Genomic DNA, 22,414 nt, shown 5'->3' with positions numbered 1-22,414 from the left:
CCTGTTGCGGTTTCGCGGTCAGGTGTTTCATTGTGCAGCGGGAGCGACGACCAAGTAACCAGTGGGTAACTTCAGGTCGCCGCGAAGGTCTGGCGCAGGGCGTCAATATACCTTCAGGCAATACGCCAGTAGACCTTCAGACAGTGCGGGGAATCAGGAATCCCGGGTCAGCTCCGGCCAGGCCGCCCGCAGATACACGAACATGGACCAGAGTGTGAGCAGGGCGGCGATATAGAGCAGCGCCAAGCCCGCCCAGGCTTCTTTCATCTCCGGGGGGAACGCGAGCAGGGCAGTGATGGCGAGCATCTGGCAGCTGGTTTTGACTTTGCCGATAAAGTTCACCGCGATGCTGGCGCGTTTGCCCATTTCCGCCATCCATTCCCGCAGGGCGGAAATGACGATTTCCCGTCCAATAATAACAATGGCGGGAGCGGTAAGGATCAGATTGTGGTGAGCTTCCACCAGCATGGCCAGCGCTACCGCCACGATCACTTTATCCGCCACCGGGTCGAGAAACGCGCCAAAGGGCGTCATTTGATTCCAGCGTCGGGCCAGGTAGCCGTCCAGCCAGTCCGTCGCCGCCGCCAGGGCGAAAATCGCAGCCGCCACAACATAATTGCCCTGAAAGGGAAGGTAATAAATGACGACGATGACCGGAATCAGGACGAGTCTGCCCAAGGTCAGGATGTTGGGAAAATTGAGAAAAACCGACTTTCTTGAGCGTTTATTCATGGAAGGCTGCATAAATTGTTTGAGCTATCACTTCACTAATGCCAGGCACGCGCTTGATTTCTTCGAGGCTGGCTCGTTCTATGTTGCGCACGCTGCCGAAATAGTTGAGCAGGTCCCGTCTGCGTTTGGGACCGATGCCGGGCACGGCGTCTAAAACCGATTGCGTTCGCTTTTTATTGCGCTGGTTCCGGTGTCCAGTGATCGCAAACCGGTGAGCCTCATCCCTGATCTGCTGAATCAGATGCAGGGCGGTGGAGTCGCCCGGCAGATTCAGGATCGAATTATCCGCGGAAATGAACAAGGTTTCCATGCCGGGTTTCCGCGTTACGCCTTTGGCGACGCCAATCAGCGTCACGCCGGTGATCTGCAGTTCGTCAAAGACTTGATGGGCGATGCCGAGCTGCCCCTTGCCGCCGTCGATCAGAATGATGTCCGGCAGGCCGACGTCGCTGTCTTTCAGCTTGCTGTAGCGTCGCGTCAGCGCCTGCTCCATGGCGTGATAATCGTCGCCGGCGGGCACATCCTTGATATTGTATCGGCGGTACAGGTCCTTGATCGCCCCTTCCGGGCCGAACACCACGCAGGACGCGACGGTGGCTTCGCCGAAGGTGTGGCTGACGTCAAAGCATTCCACCCGCTTCACGGAAGCTTCCAGGTTCAGCGCGTCGCAGAATGACTGCCAGCGTTGCAGCTGCGCGTCCTGCGACTGCATGCGCGTACTCAGCGCCTGATTGGCGTTGGTCTGCGCCAGATGCAGCCATTCCGCCCGGTTGCTGCGCACATTGTGCTCGATCCGGACGTTACGGTTGAAAACTTCTTTGAAGGCGGCTTTCAGCGCGTCCTTATCCGTCAGTCCGACGGTAGTAGTGATTTCCTGGGGCAGACCATAGATAGCATGCTCGCCGAAGTAGTATTGGTTGAGGAAGGAGGACAACAGGTCGCCGTCATCGCTTTCCAGTCTCTCCGACAAATAGAAAGATTTGCTGCCGACCACGCGACCGGCGCGGATAAACAGGCCATGCACCACTACTAATTCCAATGATGACGAGAGTGCGAAGGCGTCGATGTCGCGAGCCACGCCTTCAATCGCCTGCTGCTCCTGCACGCGGCGCAGATAGTCCACCTGATCGCGCAGCACCGCCGCCCGCTCAAAATCCAATTGCGCCGAAGCGACCTCCATCTGCTGGATGGTTTCGTTAATGATTTCCGGGTTACGCCCCTCCAGAAACATGGTGGCGTGTGACATATCTTCCGCATAGCTCTGCGGATCGATCAACCCCACGCAGGGCGCGCTGCAGCGCCCAATCTGATGTTGCAGGCAGGGACGGGAGCGGTTACTGAAAAAACTGTCCTCACACTGGCGGATGCGGAAAATCTTCTGTAGCAGCGCCAGGCTTTCGCGTACGGCGGCGGCGCTGGTGTAGGGGCCGAAGAAGCGGCCCTTGCCTGTCTTTTTCTGGCGCACCCGCCGAAACGTCAGCGAGGGATATTCGTCATGGGACGACAGATAGATATAGGGATAGGATTTATCATCCCGCAGCAGAATGTTATAGGGCGGCTTTAGCGTCTTGATCAGATTCTGTTCAAGCAGCAGCGCTTCGGTTTCGCTGTGGGTGATGGTGATTTCAATGTCGGCGATTTTCTCCACCAACGCACGGGTCTTGATGCTGACGCCGGTGTTGCGGAAATAACTGCTGACGCGGTTTTTCAGATTGCGCGCCTTGCCGACGTACAACACCTCGCCGCGGGCGTCCATCATGCGATAGACGCCGGGACGCGTGGTGAGTTGTTTGAGAAATGATTTAGCGTCGAAAATGGACTGTGATTCCACCGATCAGGATTTTTTGTCGGGTTATTGTTAATTGCGCCGATTCCGTCGTGGTCGAATCGGCGCTGGGGGCGGGCGATATTTCAGTGTCGCCGCAGACCCTGAGTTCAGGTTTTCAGGCTGCCGACCTGATTGGCGTCGAGCATACCATGCCGAATGGCGAGAAGGGTGAGTTCAACGTCACTGTTGATGTTCAGTTTCTCGAAAATACGATAGCGGTAGCTGTTGACCGTTTTCGGGCTCAGGCAGAGCTTGTCGGAAATCTCCTGCACCTTGTGGCAATTCACGATCATCATGGCGATTTGCATCTCCCGTTCGGACAAGCTCTCAAATACATCGCCTTCCTCCGCGTCAAACGGGCGCAACGCCATTTTCTGCGCAATGTCCGGGCTGATGTAGCGTTGCCCGGCGTGCACCACGCGGATGGCTTTGACCATCTCGGTGATGTCCGCGCCCTTGGTGATATAGGCGGAAGCGCCGGCTTTCATGACCCGTGAAGGAAATGGGTCGTCTTCACAGGCGGTCACCGCCACCACTTTGACGCTCTCATCGATACGATGAATGCGACGCATGGCTTCCAGCCCGCCAATGCCGGGCATACGAATATCCATGAGAATAATATCGATTGGATGCTGGCGGACAATACTGACTGCTTCCTCACCCGACCGGGCTTCTGCGACTACTTCAATACCGTCTTCATCTTTTAACATTCTGGACAAGCCGGCGCGCACCAGCTCGTGGTCATCAACAATTAACACCCTGATCAAAGTATCACCTCGCAGTCTTCCTTGTTGATCCTTGTTCGAGCCGACCGGGCGTAAATTCCCAAAACACTCGCAAATCTCAACAGAGCTAAGGCGCTCATTATAAAAAACGTGTAACTAAAACGATAGACGAAAAAGTCGGCTACCTTTAGACATTATCACGATATGAAATCGCTGTCGGATTAAATTTGCATCCGCCATTTTTCGGACGCCGTCGTTCTCTTGTATGGCGATAGACTCCAGTTATTCAAATGAATAAAAGTCATCGATATTTGTTGCAGGTTTTGATCAAAAACACAGCGCCTACGCGTATAAGTATAGGTTTGGAAAAGCGCGACTGAAATGCGACGACGTGCGCCAGGAGCTTAACGTATATTAATCTGAATGTTTGGACAACTTTATAAGTGCTTGTTTAAATAAGGCTAATTTTCATCCAAAGCGCTTTCCTTGTATCTAGACGCGCATCGTCGTGTAGAGGCAGGGAAGTCGAAATAACTAGAAACTGGGAATGGATATGAAAGACGACAAAGTTAAAGAGGAAAGTCTTGATCATCACTTGATACTGCGCCATCTGTTATTGGCTGATTACAACGACATCAAGGCGGTGATGGACAAGGTCTATCACAACCTGGGCGGCGCCTGGACCAAGCGTAAATTTCGCGCGCAACTGAAAACTTTCCCGGAAGGCCAGATCTGTATTGAAGACAACGGCAAGGTGGTCGCTGCGGCTTTCTCGGTAATCATCGATTATCACAAATTCGGCGATCAGCACACCTATGACGAAGTCACCGGCGACGCCTATCTCACCACCCACGACCCCAATGGCGATGTGCTGTACGGCGTGGATGTATTCGTTGATCCGGATTACCGCGACATGCGCCTGGGACGTCGTTTGTATGAAGGCCGCAAAGAGCTGTGCCGTAACCTGAACCTGCGCGCCATCGTGGCCGGGGGGCGCATCCCCAATTATCAGTCCTACGCGAAAAGCATGACGCCGGAGGAGTACCTCGAAGCGGTTAGTCGCAAAGAAGTTTACGACCCGATTCTGACGTTCCAGCTGTCCAACGACTTCATGGTGAAAAAAATCATTACGGGGTACCTGCCGGAGGACAAAGAGTCCAAAGGCTACGCCACTCTGTTGCAATGGGATAACCTGAACTACGAGCCTGGCGCCAAGCAACTGATCGGCGCCGCCAAGACCACCGCCCGCGTCGGCTGCGTACAGTGGCAGATGCGTCAGATGCGCAGCGCGGAAGAAGTGTTGCAACAGGTGGAGTATTTCATTGACGCGCTGTCGGACTATAAGTGTGACGTGGCGTTGTTCCCCGAGTTCTTCAATGCGCCGCTCATGGGGTTGGAGCGTCACGCCAACTCCATTGACGCCATCAAATATCTGGCTGGCTTTACAGACAAGATGGTGGAGGAGATCTCCCGCCTGGCGGTGAGTTACAACATCAACGTGGTGGCCGGCAGCATGCCGGTGATTGAGGACGGCGAACTGTATAACGTGGCTTATATGTGTCGCCGCGATGGCGGCGTTGAGGCGCAGTACAAGTTGCACCCCACTCCTCATGAAAAGAAAGAGTGGACCATGCAGGGCGGCGACGAGTTGACCGTATTCAACACGGATTTCGGCAAAGTGGGCATTCTGATCTGCTACGACGTGGAGTTCCCGGAACTGGCGCGTCTGTTGTCGGATCAGGAAGTGGAGATTTTGTTGGTGCCGTTCTGGACCGACACCAAGAACGGCTATCTGCGCGTGCGCCGCTGCGCCCAGGCGCGGGCGATTGAGAATGAGTGCTATGTGGCCATCGCCGGTTCGGTGGGCAACCTGCCGCAGGTGGACAGCGTGGATATCCAGTACGCCCAGTCAGCGGTCTTTTCGCCTTCAGACTTCGCATTCCCGCATGACGCCATCATGGCGGAAACCACGCCGAATACGGAAATGACGCTGATCGTGGATCTGGACTTGAACAAGCTGCAGGAACTGCAGAACGAAGGCTCAGTGCGTAACTATCTGGACCGTCGTCGCGATCTGTACCGTATCCAATGGCAGGGCGAGCAGGAGGAGTAGCCGTCGGGCTACTCCCGTTAACCGAGAGGACTGATTACAACAGGTGTTTGTAATCAGCTTCCAATTGGTTGAAGTTGAGCTGGCCAATAAAGCGGGAGAAACTCATCCAGGCCGCCAGCCCTTTCAGGTCCTGAAAGAACGGCGGCACATAGCGGGGCGCGGTAATGACGCCCTGTTCCTCCAGATCATGCAGGCTGGCCAGGTCGTCCAATACAATCTTGCCGCAGAACAGCATAGGCAGGCGGTCAATCTTGCCTCGTGCGAACGCCAGTCGCAGGAAGTTGTAAGTCAGCACAAAGCCTTTGATGTAGGTGATGTCTTTAGCGAAAGGGCCCAGATTGGGAGTGCTGCCGCGAAACACCCTGGCGGCCAGGGTGAAACTTTCATCCTCGCTGATGCCTTTCTCACACAAGTAATGAAACACGTCGTTAAAGGTGGCCCCGTCCTCGGCGAGCGTCACCGCGCGCACCCGGTTGATGAGCTTGAACAGGCGCGTCGGACCGGAGCGCAGGGTGAGGATTTCACTCAGTACGGCAAGGCCTTCCTGGGTGATCGTCGCGGAGGGCGGCCCCTTACTCAGAAAGGTGCAGTAGGGCTGGCTGCCGCCGTTGAGGGTGGTGCCGAGATGCACCCAGCCCTCGTGAACTTCCAGTACATCAACGTCTTGTTGATTGAAGAGAGCGTCGTTGCGGATTTTGATGTAATCCGTGCCCGCCGCCGCATCGGCGGCGATGCCGTCGGAAATCATGACGCGAATGCCGGCGCCGACGAAAAAGTTAGAAAGGCGGGCGTTCAATTCGTCCACCACGTACTGCGCCGGTAAGCTTTTTTCAGACTCCTGCATGGAGCTGTCTTTAAGCAGGTTGGCCAGGGTCATTTCCATCATTTCGCCGAGCTCCGCCAGAGTGGGGTCACCGGCATGGAACGCGTCGCTGGGGGAGCCGTAAAGTTCCTGGGAGATGTAGCTGAATTCTGGCGTGCCCCGCGCTTCCAGCATACGCACCACCATCTGATATTCCCGGCATACGCGACGCATGATCTGCGTAACAGGGTTCATTTGTCCCAGCTTTTTACTGATCTCGCGCTCTATTTCGTAGAACTCGGCTTTTTTGGCGGCGGGGTCGAATCCCAGCGGACAGTTTTTCTGATAGTACTCAATGTCCACCTGGGGCGCTTTTTTGAAACCGGAATCAAAAAACTGCTGACGAATCGACGGCGACCATTTGATGGCGTCCAGGATGCGGATAGGCTTTTGCGCCTCCACGATGCGATCAGAGAGCGATTTCAAGGTTTGGAGGTACGACTCTCCCATTTGATTGGACGGCATAGACTCTGTGAGTTCCTCTTGTTGGACGGCTGCTTTCCGGCTGTGTCGGCGTCAGTAAAAGTACGGCGCCTGGCGCGGTCCGGCAGTTTCGATTCTAGTGGCGTTTCCAGCCTTGCGCCAAGCCAATTTACGCGTTTCGTCGTCGCCGATCACCCAAGCCGTGGCTAAGGCCGCGTACGCAGTGGCGTAATGGCGGGTTTGTCTGTAATCTTCTTTAAATGCGTGCGTTCAGGCGCGCGCCACAGGGTTTCCGCCGGGGCCTGGGAGTCCGGCGCTATGGGGAGTTCAAGGGGATGAGCACAACCCAGTATGCGGATAGTCTGAGAGAATTTCTGGTTCGTAAGATTGTTAAGGCGGAAAGAGAACTGCAACAACTGAAGATGGACTACTGCCGGTTCATGTACGGTATTTCCCATCGCACCCAAATCAAGTTCGAAGGCGGCGTTTATCTGGTGCAGTCCGTGGATCTGAACTCTATGCAACGCCTGGATAACGGCGAGTGGGGGAAGCCTTGCGTCACCGCGATCAGGCTGGACGGCGGGGAAAGCGAGAAAGCTTCCCCCAGACTGATTCCATCACAATGGGAGCTGTGTTGATTCAGGCCACTAATCCCCAGGCGTTAATACTGTTAAACAGACTGCACTCTTTGGGAAACTCCTGACTGTATAGCCACTGCTCAGCGGCGCAATGGCCGGCGACATACATCTCCGTGTGACGGTGAGATTGCGCCCGCTCAATCAAGCTCACATCGTTATCCTCATGACTTGGCGCTCCCAGTCCTTTGACGATGAGATAACACTGCATTTGTAAGCGTTGTCGGTCGCTGCACTGAAAAAACTCCGCCGTCGCATCCGCGGCGCCCTGCAGATAGTCCAGCGTGTGCTCGAAAAGAGAAGGATGCAGCAGAATGTCCGGCGCGAAGCCGTTCAGGCGCATTTCCAGCACCTGGGTGGACCAGAACATTTGTAGTTGCTTGATGGATTCGGACGGCGCGCAGGAACAGCGCGGATCTTTGCGCACGGAGTTGACGCTGAGATTGCCGAGGACGACGTGTTCATCCGCGTCCTTTTTCATAGCTTCAGTCAGACTGTAGATCAGGCGGACAATAAGACCGAACAGTATTACCTCCATCCCGTGGATCAGCCATTGCATAAATGAAGTATCCCTATTAAAAGACTCACTGGCGCTTAGGCGCGCAGGGTTATTTTCTAGTTTCCGTTTCTTTTACTGCTTTGACTTGTCAGCGTTTTGTCCTTGCTCGTGCGGCGTCCAAGTTCTGCCTGATTTCAGCAACGCATGCATATAACTGCTGGGAATCAAGTTATACGAATTGCATCGATGCGCCTGTGATCCAGGTGACATTTTGTTTTAAGTCGAAAGGATTAGGCTGAAACTGTGAAGAACCGCATGCGCGATACGTTAACCAGAACGACTTATCGGCGCGCAAGACAAGCTGTCTGCGCGCTCAGAGTAGAAGAGTAGAAGAGTAGAGAAGAAAATAAGAAGAGATTGACGGCTCAGGCGGTCTGCTTGAACTTATGTTCGTTCAGATAGATGTAGAGGTCTTCAAAGGACAGAGGTTTGCTGAAGAAGTAGCCTTGGGCGAAATCGCACTGATTGGCGAGCAGGTACTCTTTCTGCTCGGCGGTCTCCACGCCTTCCGCCACGACTTTCAGTTGCAGTTTGTGGGCGACGGCGATAATCGCTGAGGTGATTTCCATGTCATTGCTGTCCTCAGGAATATCGCGCACGAACTCCCGGTCTACCTTCAGCGCATTGACCGGCAGTTTCTTCAGATAACTCAGTGAGGAATAGCCTGAACCGAAGTCGTCGATGGCCAGACTCACTCCGGTTTGCCTGAGGCGCTTCAACTTGTTGGTGACGGCTTGAATGTCGCCCATCAACATACTTTCCGTCACTTCCAGCTCGAGCCATTCCGGCTCCAGGCCGGTTTCGTTGAGCGCTTCTTCAATACTTTGCTCCAGTTTCGGATCATCGAACTGACGCGCGGACAGGTTGACGGCGATTTTGATGGCGGAGCCGGTGAGGTCCTGTAGCATTTTCATCTGCATGCAGGCGTTTTTCAGCACCCAGCGGCCAATCGGATTAATGAGGCCGGTTTCCTCCGCCACACTGATGAAGCTGTCCGGCATCACCAAACCCTTGCTGGGGTGGTGCCAGCGGATAAGCGCCTCCACGCTGACGATTTTGCCAGTGGTCAGATTGACCTGGGGCTGGAAGCCGAGGGTGAACTCTTCAAACTGCAGCGCATGGCGCAACTCCTGCTCCATCAGCAACTGCTTGAGGGCATGGGCGTTCAGCTCTTCCGTATAGAAGTGATAACGGTCGCGGCCATGTTCCTTGGCCCGGTACAGCGCCAGGTCCGCGTTTTTCATCAATACGTCTGCGTTGGCTCCGTCAGTGGGGGCCAGGGTCACGCCGATGCTGGTGGAAACAATCACCTCATGCTTTTTGAGTTTGATGGGTTCCTTGAGCGCTTTCAGGATTTGGGTGGCGACGGGGGTGACGGAAAAAGTATCGACGATGTCGGTTAACAGCACGGTGAACTCGTCGCCGCCCAAGCGGGCGACGGTGTCTTTCGCGCGCACGCAGTTTTTCAGGCGTTGCGCTACGGTTTGCAACAGGCTGTCGCCGGCGTCATGTCCCAGCGTGTCGTTGATGCGTTTGAACTGGTCCAGGTCCAGAAACAGCAGGGCGATTTGTTTACGATCGCGGCTGGCCGCCTTCACCGCCTGCTCCAAGCGGTCCACGAACAGGCGACGGTTGGCGAGGCCGGTGAGGGAGTCGTATAACGCCATTTGCTGCATCTTGCGGTTGGCTTCTTTCAACTCACTGACATCCACCCCGGAAATCACATAGTTGGTGACGGTGTTGTCGCTGTCGCAGACGGTGGATACGGTCACCGCCCACCAGAAATCATAGCCGTCCCGCCGGCGGCTCAATACCTCGCCTTCCCAGCCATCGTACAGAATGTCGCTTTCCCAGATTTGCTCCTGCGGCTTTTCCGCGTCCATGTCTTTGGGATTAAGGATGTCGAGGAAGCGGCCGCGGGCTTCTTCCTGGCCGTAGCCGGTGACGTTGACGAACTTGTTGTTGACGAATTCGATGCGGCCAAGACGGTCTGTGATGATGATCGAACAGCCGCTGTTGGTGACCGCGCTGCTCAGCTTTTTTAACTTGAAGTCGCGCTCATGCAGCGCTTTGACCTTGGCGGCGAGCTGACGGTTGAGACGGATTTGAATCAGGGATAAAAAAGCGAAGATAACGGCGATGCTGAGGGTGGTCAGAATCGGCCAGGACAGGCTTTCCCCCTCAAAGTAATACAGCGAAGCCAAGTGGATGGTTGCGACGCTTCCCAGCATAAGCAACGAGATAGGTAGTACGTCCCAAAACTCACCATGTTTTCGCATGTATCTGCTTCTCTGTATCCAGGTTCCATCCGGTAACCTACTGCGGGCCTACTCTTAAGGCTCCCAGTGTAGAAGCTGGCCTCCGGTTGCTACAGTCAGATTTTGTAACCATCGTAACCATATGTAAAGCGACAAAGACGGAGTGTGACGTTCCTCAAAAAAAGCGCCCGAGTCTGATTACGGTCTGTAAACTGTTAAAAATTTTTTACAAAGCCCATACCGGCGGACTTGCATCAACCTATGCGATCCCCCTGCATTGATGCAGTCAGGCTAGGCCGGATGTATGGGGGGATGCCTGACGATGGAGAAGCCGGCGGCGTTATTCATTAAAAAAGCGATAGGTTAGATCGAAAGCTCGCCAATCGCAGGTGACAATGGTGTCAAATTCGGCGGCCGGGGAGTAGAATCCGAGCGCAAAATAATCAACCGCCTGTGGCCATATTAAAAAAGAACACAACCTTAGGTCGGACCCTTACATGTCGCAAAAATTAGTCATCCGAGTCAAAAATGCGGAGTCGTTGGCGGATGCCTCCGCTAAGCCGCCGCAAACTGTTACTGTTTACCATTGGAATCGCATTATCGCCGTCAGTTGCATAGCATTCGCGCTATTTGCCGGGGCGGTTTGGGGTGTGTATCGTTGGGCGCTCCCCGCGTCGGCGGACGCCCCGCAGACAGACTTCGTCGCACAAAGCGCGACTTCGGACAGAGTGGAGGAACCGCCTGGGCAAGCGGCTGAGTTGACATTGACCTCGACGGCCGTAGAAGTGGGGCGTGATGATGGCGTTGAAGGCCGTGCAGAATCATCGATAGATGAGTCCGCTGTGGCGGACGCCACGGCAGAGACACCGGCGGAACCGGTTATAGCGCCGGAGTCTGTCGCACAGGAAAGCAAGGTTGAAGATAGCGTCTCCATTGCTGAGTCCTCCGCATCCGACAGCCTGTTGACTGCCCCAGAGCCGGAAGCGCCGGTTCAAATGCAAGAAGAGATCAACTCTTCCGACTCGGCGACAGCACAGGATATTCCGCCTGATCTGGAAACGCTGGAGGAAGTCGAGACGGCGCAGGATCTTGAAGAAGACCCGGTCGATCCCACCAGGCGCAGACATTTGGAAACCGTCTCCAGTGGCGGAGAGCCGGTGAAAATCTTCTCAGACGCCATCAGTCGCGCGCAATTGACGCAGGAACTGGACGACAGCGAGCCGACCAACGCTTTGCGCGACAGCATTGTCATGAATGACGAAGGTTTACTGCGCATCTATCTGTTTACGGAAATGATGGATATGACCGGGCAGACGCTTTACCACGAATGGTATCGCGACGATAAACGGGTGGCGCGTATAAGAATACGTCCGCATCGTTCGCCCATGCGCGCCTCCTCCAGTAAGTTTATCGATCGTCATATGCTGGGGCAGTGGACCGTCAAAGTGACGGGGCCAGAGGGCAATATATTGGCTGAAGCAGCCTTTTCGGTTAATTAGGCTGTAATTGAACGATTGAACAAATGAATGAAAGAAAGCCCGATGCAATGTCGGGCTTTCTGTTTGGATCGGCGGCGGTTCGGTACGCGCGCGGTTGCTCAGCGACGAACCGGATTGCAGTTCTTGATAACCACTTTGCCTTCCAGCATTGCGCCCCGGGAGTACTCCTGAAAATAACAGGTGTTGGTCTTGGGGTCGTAATTCTCAATCCACATATTGTCGTCTTTCCAGGTCGCAGCGACATGCTGCATGCCTTCGGGGACAGACAGGCTCATTGTGCCGCCCCAACGTTTCACGAACATTTGTTGCAGGTAAAAATAATAAAAGGAGGCGCAGACCACCAGAATAACGCCGCTGACCACCGCTGCGGGAATCCACTGCTTAAGTTTTACACCGAGCAGGTAAAGCGTTCCTCCGGCGAGCGCAAGAACGAAGATCCAGTATATATAAGTTATCATCGTTAACTTCCAAATTTTCCTTTATCGATTTAAAGTGTTAGTCGGCGCAAACGACTAGTCCCGGCGGCGCGTTGTCAGTTCGCTAATACCAGGCTGACCGGCGCGGGCGTTGCGCCCGAAAACCCGTTTGCGGGCCATGCAAGGTATCAAAACGTCGTATTCAGATTTACAGCGACCGCGGTGAAACTGAAACTGTAGTACGTTGCAGGGCTAAGGTTAAGCCCTTGTTTTGCATTTATAAAATTTTAAGCGCAGAGCCGCCTCTCTGGCTGTCTCACCGCGGCGCGCCCGTCCGCCGTATTTCTGCGCCGCACGAGTCAAGAAATGGAGAAGACACTGATGCGCACGCGCATACCCACCTACTGGATTTCATTCGGAATTATTGTCGCATTGGCTGTCTGGTTGATGGCGGGGCCTGTACAGACCGCTCAGACCGAAGCGCCGGAGGCGACGAAGCAAGAGAAGGGCGCCCCGACTAAAGTGGCTTATAAAGTCGCGCAGGCTGAAACGATCAAGAAAGCGTTGGAAATTCAGGGCCAGATTGATGTCTGGCGCGAAGTGAATCTGCAATCGCGCCTGGGTTCGACTGTTGAAAAAGTCACTGCGGAGCGCGGCCGGCGTGTAAGTGAAGGCGATCTTTTGTTGACCCTTAGCGAGGAAGATCTGCCCGCGCAAATGGCCCAGGCCAAAGCGCAGGTGGATGTGGCGCGCAGTGAATTGAAAGCCGCCAAGTCTCTGATGCAACGGGGCCTGCAGGCGGAAACGGAATTGAAGGCGAAGCAGGCCGCCCTGGCCAGCGCGGAAGCCGCCGTCGCCAGATTGGAGCAGGACTTGAAGCACACCCGTATTCACGCGCCTTTCGCTGGTGTGATCGAAGACCGGATGGTGGAGCTGGGACAGACTGTTCAGGAAGGCGTTACCCTGGTGCGCCTTATCGATGACCACAAGTTGAAGCTCATGGGGCAGGCGCCCCAGCAACAGGTCGGACTGCTCAGCATCGGCCAGCCGGTGACGGCGCATCTGCTGAATGGCGAGACCCTGACCGGCAGCGTGACCTATATCGCCGCCCAGGCGGACCCCAACACCCGCTCCTTCACGGTGGAAGCGGAGCTGGATAATCCGCAGCGTCTGCGTTTGGCCGGCTCCACTGCGACCTTGAACATCGACGTTGGCGATGTCTTGGCGCACCGCATTTCAGCGGCTTTATTGAGCCTGGATGAGAAAGGGCGTCTCAGTGTGGAGTATCTGGATGCGGACCAGCGCGTCGCCCGCACGCCGGTTGAGCGCATTCGCGCCAGCAATACGGAACTCTGGGTCAGCGGCCTGCCGGAAACCGTCAAGCTCATCACCATGGGACGCGGCTACGCCAAACTGGGTGAGAAAGTCGACGCGACGCCGGAAGAAGAGTTGCTGAAACACGATCAGGACAAAGATGAAGAGCCGGATGCGGATAGCGCCAGTCTGGCGATGAAACAAGCGGTGAACTGATGGATAAGCTCATACGTGCGACGATGGATCGCTCGCGAGCGAGCGTGATCGTATTACTGATGTTATGGATTGGCGGTTATTGGGCGTTTATGACCATGCCCAAAGAATCCAATCCGGACATTACCATTCCCATAATCTATGTCTCTGTGTCTCATGAAGGCATCGCGCCGGAAGACGCGGAGCGCCTGCTGGCCCGTCCCCTGGAGCAGGAGCTGCGCACTCTGGAAGGCTTGAAGGAAATGCGCTCGGTGGCGGCGGAAGGCTACGCCTCGGTGACCTTGGAGTTCCTGGCCGGTTTCGACCCGGATCAGGCGTTGACGGACGTGCGCGAAAAAGTGGATACCGCCAAAGCCAAACTGCCGGTGGAGAGCGATGAGCCCCGCGTTGTGGAAATCAACGTGTCGCAGTTTCCAGTGTTGAACTTGAGCCTTTCCGGTCCCTTCGCCGAAGATCAGTTAGTGCGCATCGCCCGTGAACTGAAACGCCACATCGAAGGCATTCCCGAAGTGCTGAAGGTGGAGATCGGCGGCGATCGCGAGGACCTGCTGGAGCTGGTGGCGGATATGCAGGTGCTGGAGCGTTACGGCATCGACTATGCGCAATTGTTTTCCCTGATTTCCAATAACAATCGTCTGGTGGCGGCGGGCAATATCGATACTGGCGCCGGGCGCATGGTGATCAAGGTGCCCGGGGTGATTGAAAATCTGCCTGACCTGTTGGGCATGCCGATCAAAATTCATGAAGGCCGCGTTATTACATTTGGCGATGTCGCTACCGTGCAAAGGACATTCAAAGACCCTGGCGGCTTCGCCAGAGTAGACGGCAAACCAGCTGTGGTGTTGGAGATTTCCAAGCGCGCCGGCGCCAATATCATCGAAACCATTGAGACGGTCAAGGCGGTGGTCAAAATTGCTGAAGAGCGCTGGCCTTCCAGTCTGACGGTGACCTATATCACTGACGAGTCCAAGCAGATCCGCGAGATGTTGCGCGACCTGCTCAACAACGTGCTGTTTGCAGTGGTGTTGGTGCTGATCGTCATGATCGCCGCCATGGGCATGCGTCCGGCGTTGCTGGTGGGCCTGACGATTCCCGGCGCGTTCCTGGCCAGTTTGCTGGTGATTCAGGCGCTGGGCTTCACGCTCAATATTGTAGTGCTGTTCAGTCTTATTCTGGTTGCGGGAATGCTGGTGGACGGCGCTATTGTTGTAGCGGAACTGTCAGACCGTAATCTGGAAAGCGGCATGGCGCGCAAAGAGGCGTACGCGCAGGCGGCGTATCGCATGGCGTGGCCGGTCATCGCCTCCACCGCCACTACGCTGGCGGTGTTCATGCCATTGTTGTTCTGGCCGGGCATGGTGGGGGAGTTCATGAAATACCTGCCGGCGACGGTGATTGTCTGCCTCATCTCCTCACTGCTGATGGCGCTGATATTCATGCCGGTGCTGGGCGGCGTCTTCGGGCGCTCCAAGGCGCCGGTAAACGCTTCCAATGGTCCCAGCCGCTTTACCCATTGGTATGCGGTGGCGCTGGCGCGTCTGCTGGCGGCGCCGGGGAAAACGCTGCTGATGTTCCTGGCGCTGCTGGTCCTGACCTATGTGGCTTATGGGCGCTACAACCATGGTGTAGAGTTCTTTCCGGAAGTGGAGCCGGATTCCGCTCAGGTATTGGTGCACGCCCGAGGCGACCTGTCGGTATACGAAAAAGACGCCATGTTGCAGAGCGTGGAGCAACGTTTGTCCGGCATGCCGGAAGTACGGGCGCTGTACGCGCGCTCCTTCGCCATGGCGGACGGGGATATGGCGGAAGATGTCATCGGCGTCATCCGTTTTCAATTGATTGACTGGCATGAGCGTCGCCCCGCCAATCGCATTTTGGAAGACATGCGCTCCCGCGCCCAGGATTTGCCGTTGAAGCTGGAGTTCCGCAAGCAGGAAGACGGTCCGGCGCAAGGTAAACCCGTCAAGGTGCGCCTCTCCGGCTCCACTGAGGAAGTGGAGGATGCAGTGGGACAACTGCATGAGCGTTTACGGGAATTGGGCGGCTTTATCGACATCTCCGACAATCGGCCGCTGCCGGGCATTGAGTGGCGTATTGAAGTAGATCGCGAAAAAGCCGCGCGTTATGGCGTGGATGTCGCCACCGTCGGCAATGTAGTGCAATTGGTGACCACGGGTCTGAAGCTGGCGGACTATCGTCCTGACGATGCGGAGGAAGAGGTGGATATTCGCCTGCGTGCGCCCTTGGAGCGACGCACTCTGGACGCTTTGGGCGGGCAGATGGTGAGCACCGCCCTGGGCCCGGTGCCGGTCTCCAACTTCACCCGTCTGATTCCCGCGCCGAAAACCGGCACTCTGCATCGGGTGGACGGTGAGCGTTCATTGACGGTGGAAGCGGATGTGGCGGAAGGCGTGCAGGCGGACGAACGCATCACTGCCCTTAAGGAATCCCTGGCGAAGCGTCCGCTGGATGACGTCATGGTGAAATTCGCCGGAGAAGATGAAGACCAGCGCGAAACCATGGTCTTCCTCGCACAGGCTTTCATTATCGCGATCATGCTGATGGCGTTGATTCTGGTGGTGCAGTTCAACAGCGTCTACCAGGCGGCCCTGGTGTTGTCCGCCATCGTATTCTCCACCGCCGGCGTGCTGCTGGGGCTGATGATCACCGGCCGACCTTTCGGCATTGTAATGGTGGGGCTGGGGTTGATCGCCTTGGCGGGCATTGTGGTGAACAACAATATCATTTTGATCGACACCTATAATCAGATGCGCGCTTCCGGTGCATCGCCTTACGAGGCGGCGCTGGAAACCGGAAAAGTGCGCCTGCGGCCGGTGTTGCTGACGGCGGTTACGACGGTGCTGGGGCTCATGCCCATGGTGTTGGGCGTGAACGTAGACTTGATGACGCCGTCCCTGGGCATTGGCGGACCCTCCACACAGTGGTGGACGGAGCTGTCCAGCGCCATCGCTGGCGGTCTGACTTTCGCTACTTTCCTGACTCTGTTGATTACGCCCTGCCTGCTGGTGATCGGCGAGAAAACCGGCGCCAGGTTGCGCACCATCTGGCGACGGAAGTCCAGCCGCCGTGAGCGGGATGAGGCGGAGCTTGAACCGCCGCAGCCGGTGCGCGGCCACAGTGGCGCTCCGCGACCCAAGGAGGAGATCTTCGGCAAGTGATATATGGCCCCGGCGTGGAATAAAAACTACACTGTAAACGGCTGCCGTCTGAATTCCAGACATGCCCTCCACGGGGCATTGAAGTCTGTGGGTGGGGAAGGAATATACGCTGAAAGTGCTTTGGCGTAGCTTGAGGCAGTGTAGAGCAACGCGCCGGACAACCCTGATTGTTCGGTCTCTGTTCGCCCTGGGGCCGAAATGGAAGAGAAAGAATTTTATAGGGAACTGTTCAAGGGACTTCGCGCAGTCGCGGAGTCCGCCTTCCCAAAGCGCTGCAACACTTGTGGTCGCGTCTATGAAACAGCGGAACAGTTCCTGTCTGAAACGGAAAACATTCGTCACACCCGCAGCGGTCTGAAAGAGTCCGAGGATGATGACGGCTCCATGATCGTCGAGGTGTTTCGCAATTGCGCCTGCGGCTCCACGTTGATGGATGTATTCAATAATCGTCGTGACCTGTCCGAGGCCGGTCTCAGACGCCGCAAACGCTTCGGCGACTTCCTGGAATTTCTGGTGGAGCAGGGCGTCGACCGGGAGCTGGCGCGAGGCGAATTACTGAAAGTGGCGCGCGGCATGCGCAGTCATGTCCTGGAGAAAATCCGCCCGCCTAAAATCTGATCCGAACCCTTTCGATTCGTCCTCACGCATTCTCTCAAGCGCCGGGCGGCCATTGTTTCATTTTCGTGGTGAGCCCCCCGACCGCGTTTGCGCAACAGCATATCGCTACTACACTATGTGAAGAGAGTTTGGAAGGAATCAAGAGACTGTTAGTGGAAACAGATCAGCTCCCCGACGCCCTATTACTGGTGGACGATGAGGTTAATATTCTCAGGTCCCTTACGCGGCTGTTTCGTCGCGAAGGATACCGGATCTTAACCGCCAACTCCGCACAGGAAGGTCTCGACATACTGGCGCAGGAACCGGTGGCGGTGATTCTGTCGGATCAGCGTATGCCGGGCATGACAGGGTCGGAAATGTTCAAGGAAGTGAAGTCCCGCTATCCAGACACAATCCGGTTGATTATGAGCGGCTATACCGAACTGGAAAGCATCACCTCCGCCATCAACGATGGCGCCGTCTACAAGTTTCTGCTCAAGCCCTGGGAAGACGAAAAGCTGTTGCAGCATATCCGAGAGGCGTTCTCCATCCATGAATTGAAAAGTAAGAACGCCCGTCTCAACGAACAGCTTAAGGAACTGAATCGTCAGTTGGAGCAGAAGGTGGAGGAGCAGAATCTGGAATTGGTTTTGAACGTGCGTTCGCTGCGCGCCTCCCAGGAAATTCTCGAACACTTGCCCGTCGCCATCGTCGGCGTTTCCGACGACGGCATGATCGTAGAAGTGAACGCGGCCGCCCGTGGATTGTTGGGAGAGGGATTACAGGTCGGCATGTTCGTGATGCAGGTGTTCCCGGAAAAGGTATTCCAAGGCTATATGGAAGCGGTGAAATCGTCAGTAGGGGAGATCGTGCAAGTGTCGGCGGCTATAGGCGGCCAGCCCACTAATTTGCTGATCAAACGCTTCAGCGGAAATTTCAACGTTTCAGGCTCCGTTATGGCGATGCTGTCCGCGGAAGGGTAAACAGCGCCGTGCGGATTTAATCAGGAGAGAAGGATATGACCTGGAATGTGGAGGAGATCAAAACCAAACTTTCCGAGCTTTCATCGCCCAACCCGGAAATCGAGGCCATCATCAAAATGATGGACGACGGTATCAGCGACTTGGGCATCATTGGCAAAAAAGTACTGGCTGACCCGGTGCTCGCCGCCCGCATTCTGCAACTGGCGAACAGCTCCTTCTACGGATTCACCAAGGAAGTGAAGGACGTGGACATGGCGTGCGTTATTCTCGGCGCCAACACCATTCGCAATCTGATTTACACCCTGGTTGTTCTGTCCCGCTTCAACGGCCCGCGACAGGATACTCAGCTCGATTACACGCAAATCTGGCGGCACAGCCTGATGACCGCCTGCATTTCACAAGAACTGTCGCGGCGACAGAACATCGACTTTCTGACCGCCTTCACCGCTGGCCTGTTCAACAATCTGGGCGTGGTGCTGATGGACTATTTTTATGGCGAAGAAATTACGGAGTGCGTGAGAGTCGCCCGCCAGGAAAAGAAGCATTTGGTGTCGTCGGAGCGCAGTATTCTTGGTAAAGATCATCGAACCCTGTCGGCGATCGTCCTGGAGTGCTGGTCGTTCCCCCAGGATATTGTGCAGGTGTTGAATTCAGGCAGTGAAATTAATTCCCCCATGGCGTTGGCGGTCAGTCTGGGGGATGTGCTGGCCACCAGTATTGTCGGTAATTGCATCGCCGGGGTGCAGTTGCATTGCATCGCTCCCTGCAAGGTGGAAGCGAGCGGCGTGGATATCTCGGATATTCCCGCAATGACCCTCAATGGCTTGAAGTTGTTCAAGGAGTTGGCGTCGGAATTTATTCCCAAAGGCAAGAAAAACGGCTCCTGAGCCCCTGTTAGATAGGATAAACGGAATGTTGCTTTATAAGGTTGTTCATGACGCTGGCGGTAACCAGGGCAATATCAGTGAGTTGCTGGAAGCGTTGTTTGCGGAAGACGAAGGCGTTTCGGTCAGCTGGATGTGGCTGGACCCGCAGAGCCAGTATATTGCGCAACACCTGCAAAGCTCGGTTATCTCATTCCGCTTCAAATGGGGAGAAGAGGCGCTGAACAGCTTACGCGATCGGGTTGATGAGTCTGAACCCAACGCCTGGATTGGTTTTGAACTGCCGCTGGCCAACGGTAAAGCTCTGCATGGCTGGCATATCAAGATCAAGCTGAGCGAAAGCGCCTCCAGCGCCATAGCGGTGTGCGCAGATGAGCCTTTTCAGCTATCCGAGAGACTGGACAGCAAACTGAGTTGGGCGATGACCACCCTGGGACTGACCCGTCGTAACGAAGTCCTGCAATACCAACTGACTGACTTACAGAAATTAATGCTGTTCCAGGTTGTGTGGGCGGAGACCCTGGAATGGATAAAGGGGGTGGAGCACGAAGACGACGAGTTTTTCCGCGAGTTACTGGTGCGTCTGGAGATTGTCACCGGCGCCAGCGGTTCCGCGCTGGAACTGCGGGGACAGCGCGGCGAGCCGTCGAAATGGCTGGAGAAGGGGCTGACCCTGGCCAAACTGAAAAGCATCGCCGCCGCCCTGGGCGACGAGTCGATTCTGGAGTCGGAAAAATCCCTGTGTCTGGGCGATCTTTCTGAAAAGTGCCAGCCGCCGGGCAGTTGTCATGAGATCGATCAGTTGAATATTTTTCCTATCCAGACTGGCGACGGCGTCTGCAAAGGCACTTTGTATCTCGCCAAGAGCAAAGGCAAACCCGTGTTCTCCCTGGCGGATGAAATGTATATCTCGCAGATGGTCAGTCAGGCGTATAGCGGTTTTGAGAAAAACGCACTGCTGGCGGAGCTGGAGAAAAGCAACCAGCAACTGGTGCTGGAGCGTCAGCAACAAGAGAAACTGATCAGTCAGCTGCAGGACACCCGGGCGCAATTGCTGCAATCGGAGAAACTCGCCTCCATCGGCCAGCTGGCGGCCGGGGTGGCGCATGAAATCAATAACCCCATCGGCTATGTCAGCTCCAACCTGACTACTTTGAACGAATACATCAGCACGCTGTTTGAGCTGCTGGATGAGATCGAAGAACGCTTCGGCGGCGATAAGACGGAAGTCAAAGCCATCTTCAAGGAACTGGAGGAGAAATACGAAACGGAATATATCCGGGGCGACGTCACCGACCTGATGAAGGAGTCCAACGAGGGCATCTATCGGGTCAAGCAGATCATCCAGTCGCTGAAGGATTTCTCGCGGCCGGATACCGGTCAGTTTGAGCTGGGTGATTTGAATCAGTACATCAACAAGACGCTCAACATTGTTCACAACGAGATCAAATACAAAGCGGAAGTCATCAAGGACTTTGGCGATTTACCCAAGATCGAGATGGTGGAGTCGCAAATTGGCCAGGTGATACTGAACCTGGTCGTCAACGCCGGTCATGCGATTGAACACAATGGCGTTATCAGGGTGTCCACCAAAGTCGTGGAGGATGGATTCGTATGCGTCTCTGTGGCGGACAACGGCAGCGGCATCGCCAAGGAAAACCTGTCCAAGCTCTACGACCCCTTCTTCACCACTAAACCCGTGGGACAGGGCACCGGGCTCGGACTGGCGTTGTCCTATGGCATCGTCAATAAGCATCATGGCCGTTTGGAAGTGGAGAGCGAACTGGGCAAAGGCACGACGTTTTACGTCTATTTGCCTGTTAAGCAACCAAAACAGGGAGAGGCGCAATGACCCAAGACCTGGCTTCGCCGGATTCCGCCTCGCCAGCGGCGTCTGACGCGGACGTTGATTATGTGCTGTTTGTCGACGACGAGAAGCCGATCCTCTCCTCCATTCAGCGCTTGCTGCGAAAACAGGACTTTAAATGCCTGTTCGCGGAGAGCGGAGCGGATGGGTTGAAAATTCTGGAGTCGCAGCGCGTTGATCTGGTGATCTCCGACATGCGCATGCCGAATATGGACGGCGCGCAGTTTCTGTCGCAGGTGAAAGCGCGCTGGCCGTTGACGGTGCGCATGCTGCTGACCGGCCACTCGGATATCTCCGCCACGGTGACCGCCCTTAATGAAGGCGGTATCTATCGTTACATCAGCAAGCCCTGGGACGATGAGAATCTGGTCGAAGTGATTCACGAAGGGCTGCGCATACGTCGACTTGAGCGGGAGAAGAAGCGCCTGCTTAACGTCACCCAGCAACAGAATCGGGAATTACAGAAGTTCAACAAAGACCTGGAGAAAATGGTCGCTGCGCGCACCGAGGAAGTGCGTCAGACGGCGGACATGCTGGAGCTGGCTTACCAGCAACTGAAGGACAGCTATGACGATTTCGTCAGGGTGTTCTCCACGTTTATTACCAGTCGCGGCTATTTGATCAAGGGCCATTCACAGAGCGTGGCGGACTTATCGAAAACCATCGCGGAGGCCATGGAGCTGTCGGAGGCGGACGTCAAACACATTTACTACGCCGGCTTGCTGCATGAGGTGGGCAAACTCAGTCTGTCCGACGATGTGCTGAGCCGGGCGGAAGCCAAGCTGACCCGGCAGGATGCGGTGGAGTATCAGCGTTACCCACTGCTGGGGGAAATGGCGCTGACGGCGATTGCGGAGTTGGAGCCGACTTCCCGTTTTATTCGTCATCACACGGAATATATGGACGGTAGCGGCTTTCCGGACAGGTTGAAGGGCGACGCTATTCCCATGGGGTCGCGCATCATCCGCGCCGTGCGCGACTTCGTGGGGCTGCAAAGCGGACTGATGCGCACCGACGCCATGAGCAAAGATGACGCCTTCAAACTGATACAGGACAACGCCGGCAAGCGTTACGACCCTCTGGTGGTGAAGCTGCTGGCGCCGCTGGTGGATAGCTACACCGGCGACGATGTGTTGCCTCACGAAGATAAGCTCGGCGTGGGAGCGCTGGTTCCCGGTATGCGGTTATCCCGGGACTTAAAAAACACCAATGGCATTCTGCTCATCGCCAAAGGCCATGTGCTGACGGAGAAAATCATCGAAAAAATGCTGTCGTTGGAGAAATTGGAAAACCGCAAACTCAGTGTGTTTGTAATGAAAAAATAGGC

The 22,414-nt window shown here is 55.6% G+C and carries 17 protein-coding genes; 10 read left to right on the top strand and 7 right to left on the bottom strand.

Going from position 1 to position 22,414, the window contains the following annotated elements:
• Positions 1 to 153: 153 nt before the first annotated feature.
• The 3 genes from pgsA to uvrY form a co-directional block, all read right to left on the bottom strand.
• The gene (gene pgsA, locus HCH_RS18055) at positions 154 to 732 is read right to left on the bottom strand and encodes a CDP-diacylglycerol--glycerol-3-phosphate 3-phosphatidyltransferase (RefSeq protein WP_041598770.1); all 579 of its coding nucleotides are present in this window, start codon (positions 730 to 732) and stop codon (positions 154 to 156) included.
• Positions 725 to 2,563: an excinuclease ABC subunit UvrC gene (gene uvrC / locus HCH_RS18050; protein WP_011397824.1), complete on the bottom strand. Its 1,839-nt coding sequence runs from the start codon at positions 2,561 to 2,563 to the stop codon at positions 725 to 727. The genes pgsA and uvrC overlap by 8 nt, the downstream gene beginning before the upstream one ends.
• A 104-nt stretch (positions 2,564 to 2,667) precedes the next feature.
• A complete protein-coding gene (uvrY, locus tag HCH_RS18045; protein ID WP_011397823.1) occupies positions 2,668 to 3,327 on the bottom strand; it encodes a UvrY/SirA/GacA family response regulator transcription factor in 660 nt (219 codons plus the stop codon).
• Between the two features lie 511 nt (positions 3,328 to 3,838).
• On the opposite strand from uvrY, the gene HCH_RS18040 reads away from it, so the two are divergent.
• Positions 3,839 to 5,398 carry a carbon-nitrogen hydrolase family protein gene (locus HCH_RS18040; protein ID WP_011397822.1) on the top strand — a complete coding sequence of 520 codons (1,560 nt, stop codon included), beginning with the start codon at positions 3,839 to 3,841 and terminating at the stop codon, positions 5,396 to 5,398.
• Between the two features lie 34 nt (positions 5,399 to 5,432).
• Here HCH_RS18040 and HCH_RS18035 read toward each other — a convergent pair whose 3' ends face one another.
• Entirely contained in the window at positions 5,433 to 6,725 is a 1,293-nt protein-coding gene (locus HCH_RS18035) for a flavohemoglobin expression-modulating QEGLA motif protein (protein ID WP_011397821.1), read from the bottom strand.
• A gap of 293 nt (positions 6,726 to 7,018) precedes the next feature.
• Here HCH_RS18035 and HCH_RS18030 point away from each other — a divergent pair, with 293 nt between their 5' ends.
• Positions 7,019 to 7,321: a hypothetical protein gene (locus HCH_RS18030; RefSeq protein ID WP_011397820.1), complete on the top strand. Its 303-nt coding sequence runs from the start codon at positions 7,019 to 7,021 to the stop codon at positions 7,319 to 7,321.
• A gap of 1 nt (position 7,322) precedes the next feature.
• On the opposite strand, the gene HCH_RS18025 is transcribed toward HCH_RS18030, so the two are convergent.
• Together HCH_RS18025 and HCH_RS18020 are read right to left on the bottom strand one after the other, a co-directional pair.
• Positions 7,323 to 7,877 carry a hypothetical protein gene (locus HCH_RS18025; RefSeq protein WP_011397819.1) on the bottom strand — a complete coding sequence of 185 codons (555 nt, stop codon included), beginning with the start codon at positions 7,875 to 7,877 and terminating at the stop codon, positions 7,323 to 7,325.
• A gap of 365 nt (positions 7,878 to 8,242) precedes the next feature.
• Positions 8,243 to 10,156, bottom strand: coding sequence for a putative bifunctional diguanylate cyclase/phosphodiesterase (locus HCH_RS18020; RefSeq protein WP_011397818.1), 1,914 nt, complete (start codon positions 10,154 to 10,156; stop codon positions 8,243 to 8,245).
• A gap of 476 nt (positions 10,157 to 10,632) precedes the next feature.
• Here HCH_RS18020 and HCH_RS18015 point away from each other — a divergent pair, with 476 nt between their 5' ends.
• Positions 10,633 to 11,634, top strand: coding sequence for a DUF2914 domain-containing protein (locus HCH_RS18015; protein ID WP_011397817.1), 1,002 nt, complete (start codon positions 10,633 to 10,635; stop codon positions 11,632 to 11,634).
• A 98-nt stretch (positions 11,635 to 11,732) separates the two neighbouring features.
• On the opposite strand, the gene HCH_RS18010 is transcribed toward HCH_RS18015, so the two are convergent.
• A complete protein-coding gene (locus HCH_RS18010; RefSeq protein WP_011397816.1) occupies positions 11,733 to 12,092 on the bottom strand; it encodes a hypothetical protein in 360 nt (119 codons plus the stop codon).
• Between the two features lie 324 nt (positions 12,093 to 12,416).
• On the opposite strand from HCH_RS18010, the gene HCH_RS18005 reads away from it, so the two are divergent.
• The 7 genes from HCH_RS18005 to HCH_RS17975 all read left to right on the top strand — a co-directional run bounded on the left by HCH_RS18005 (position 12,417) and on the right by HCH_RS17975 (position 22,412).
• Positions 12,417 to 13,580, top strand: a complete 1,164-nt coding sequence (locus tag HCH_RS18005) for an efflux RND transporter periplasmic adaptor subunit (protein WP_238384913.1) — start codon at positions 12,417 to 12,419, stop codon at positions 13,578 to 13,580.
• Positions 13,580 to 16,756, top strand: a complete 3,177-nt coding sequence (locus tag HCH_RS18000) for an efflux RND transporter permease subunit (RefSeq protein ID WP_011397814.1) — start codon at positions 13,580 to 13,582, stop codon at positions 16,754 to 16,756. The genes HCH_RS18005 and HCH_RS18000 overlap by 1 nt, the downstream gene beginning before the upstream one ends.
• A gap of 198 nt (positions 16,757 to 16,954) precedes the next feature.
• A complete protein-coding gene (locus HCH_RS17995; protein ID WP_011397813.1) occupies positions 16,955 to 17,374 on the top strand; it encodes a hypothetical protein in 420 nt (139 codons plus the stop codon).
• A 152-nt stretch (positions 17,375 to 17,526) separates the two neighbouring features.
• Complete coding sequence (locus HCH_RS17990) at positions 17,527 to 18,336, top strand: response regulator (RefSeq protein ID WP_238384912.1); 810 nt, start codon at positions 17,527 to 17,529, stop codon at positions 18,334 to 18,336.
• 35 nt (positions 18,337 to 18,371) lie between these two features.
• Entirely contained in the window at positions 18,372 to 19,223 is an 852-nt protein-coding gene (locus tag HCH_RS17985) for an HDOD domain-containing protein (RefSeq protein ID WP_011397811.1), read from the top strand.
• A gap of 25 nt (positions 19,224 to 19,248) precedes the next feature.
• On the top strand, positions 19,249 to 21,072 hold the full coding sequence (locus tag HCH_RS32505; RefSeq protein WP_011397810.1) for a sensor histidine kinase: 1,824 nt from the start codon (positions 19,249 to 19,251) through the stop codon (positions 21,070 to 21,072).
• A complete protein-coding gene (locus HCH_RS17975; protein WP_011397809.1) occupies positions 21,069 to 22,412 on the top strand; it encodes an HD domain-containing phosphohydrolase in 1,344 nt (447 codons plus the stop codon). The genes HCH_RS32505 and HCH_RS17975 overlap by 4 nt, the downstream gene beginning before the upstream one ends.
• Positions 22,413 to 22,414 lie beyond the last annotated feature (2 nt).

The sequence above is a fragment of the Hahella chejuensis KCTC 2396 genome, from assembly GCF_000012985.1.
Classification (GTDB): domain Bacteria; phylum Pseudomonadota; class Gammaproteobacteria; order Pseudomonadales; family Oleiphilaceae; genus Hahella; species Hahella chejuensis.
The sequence above is the reverse complement of the archived record's forward strand: the minus strand, read 5'-3'. Positions and strand labels throughout refer to the sequence as shown.

What these genes read in the sequence shown, in the direction of transcription:
- HCH_RS18030 (WP_011397820.1), top strand. Translation starts at nt 7,019, where the DNA reads ATGAGCACAACCCAGTATGCGGATAGTCTGAGAGAATTTCTGGTTCGT.
- pgsA (WP_041598770.1), bottom strand. Translation starts at nt 732, where the DNA reads ATGAATAAACGCTCAAGAAAGTCGGTTTTTCTCAATTTTCCCAACATC.
- HCH_RS18025 (WP_011397819.1), bottom strand. Translation starts at nt 7,877, where the DNA reads ATGCAATGGCTGATCCACGGGATGGAGGTAATACTGTTCGGTCTTATT.
- HCH_RS17975 (WP_011397809.1), top strand. Translation starts at nt 21,069, where the DNA reads ATGACCCAAGACCTGGCTTCGCCGGATTCCGCCTCGCCAGCGGCGTCT.
- HCH_RS18035 (WP_011397821.1), bottom strand. Translation starts at nt 6,725, where the DNA reads ATGCCGTCCAATCAAATGGGAGAGTCGTACCTCCAAACCTTGAAATCG.
- HCH_RS18000 (WP_011397814.1), top strand. Translation starts at nt 13,580, where the DNA reads ATGGATAAGCTCATACGTGCGACGATGGATCGCTCGCGAGCGAGCGTG.
- HCH_RS18010 (WP_011397816.1), bottom strand. Translation starts at nt 12,092, where the DNA reads ATGATAACTTATATATACTGGATCTTCGTTCTTGCGCTCGCCGGAGGA.
- HCH_RS18040 (WP_011397822.1), top strand. Translation starts at nt 3,839, where the DNA reads ATGAAAGACGACAAAGTTAAAGAGGAAAGTCTTGATCATCACTTGATA.
- HCH_RS32505 (WP_011397810.1), top strand. Translation starts at nt 19,249, where the DNA reads ATGTTGCTTTATAAGGTTGTTCATGACGCTGGCGGTAACCAGGGCAAT.
- HCH_RS18020 (WP_011397818.1), bottom strand. Translation starts at nt 10,156, where the DNA reads ATGCGAAAACATGGTGAGTTTTGGGACGTACTACCTATCTCGTTGCTT.
- HCH_RS17985 (WP_011397811.1), top strand. Translation starts at nt 18,372, where the DNA reads ATGACCTGGAATGTGGAGGAGATCAAAACCAAACTTTCCGAGCTTTCA.
- HCH_RS18015 (WP_011397817.1), top strand. Translation starts at nt 10,633, where the DNA reads ATGTCGCAAAAATTAGTCATCCGAGTCAAAAATGCGGAGTCGTTGGCG.
- HCH_RS18005 (WP_238384913.1), top strand. Translation starts at nt 12,417, where the DNA reads ATGGAGAAGACACTGATGCGCACGCGCATACCCACCTACTGGATTTCA.
- HCH_RS17995 (WP_011397813.1), top strand. Translation starts at nt 16,955, where the DNA reads ATGGAAGAGAAAGAATTTTATAGGGAACTGTTCAAGGGACTTCGCGCA.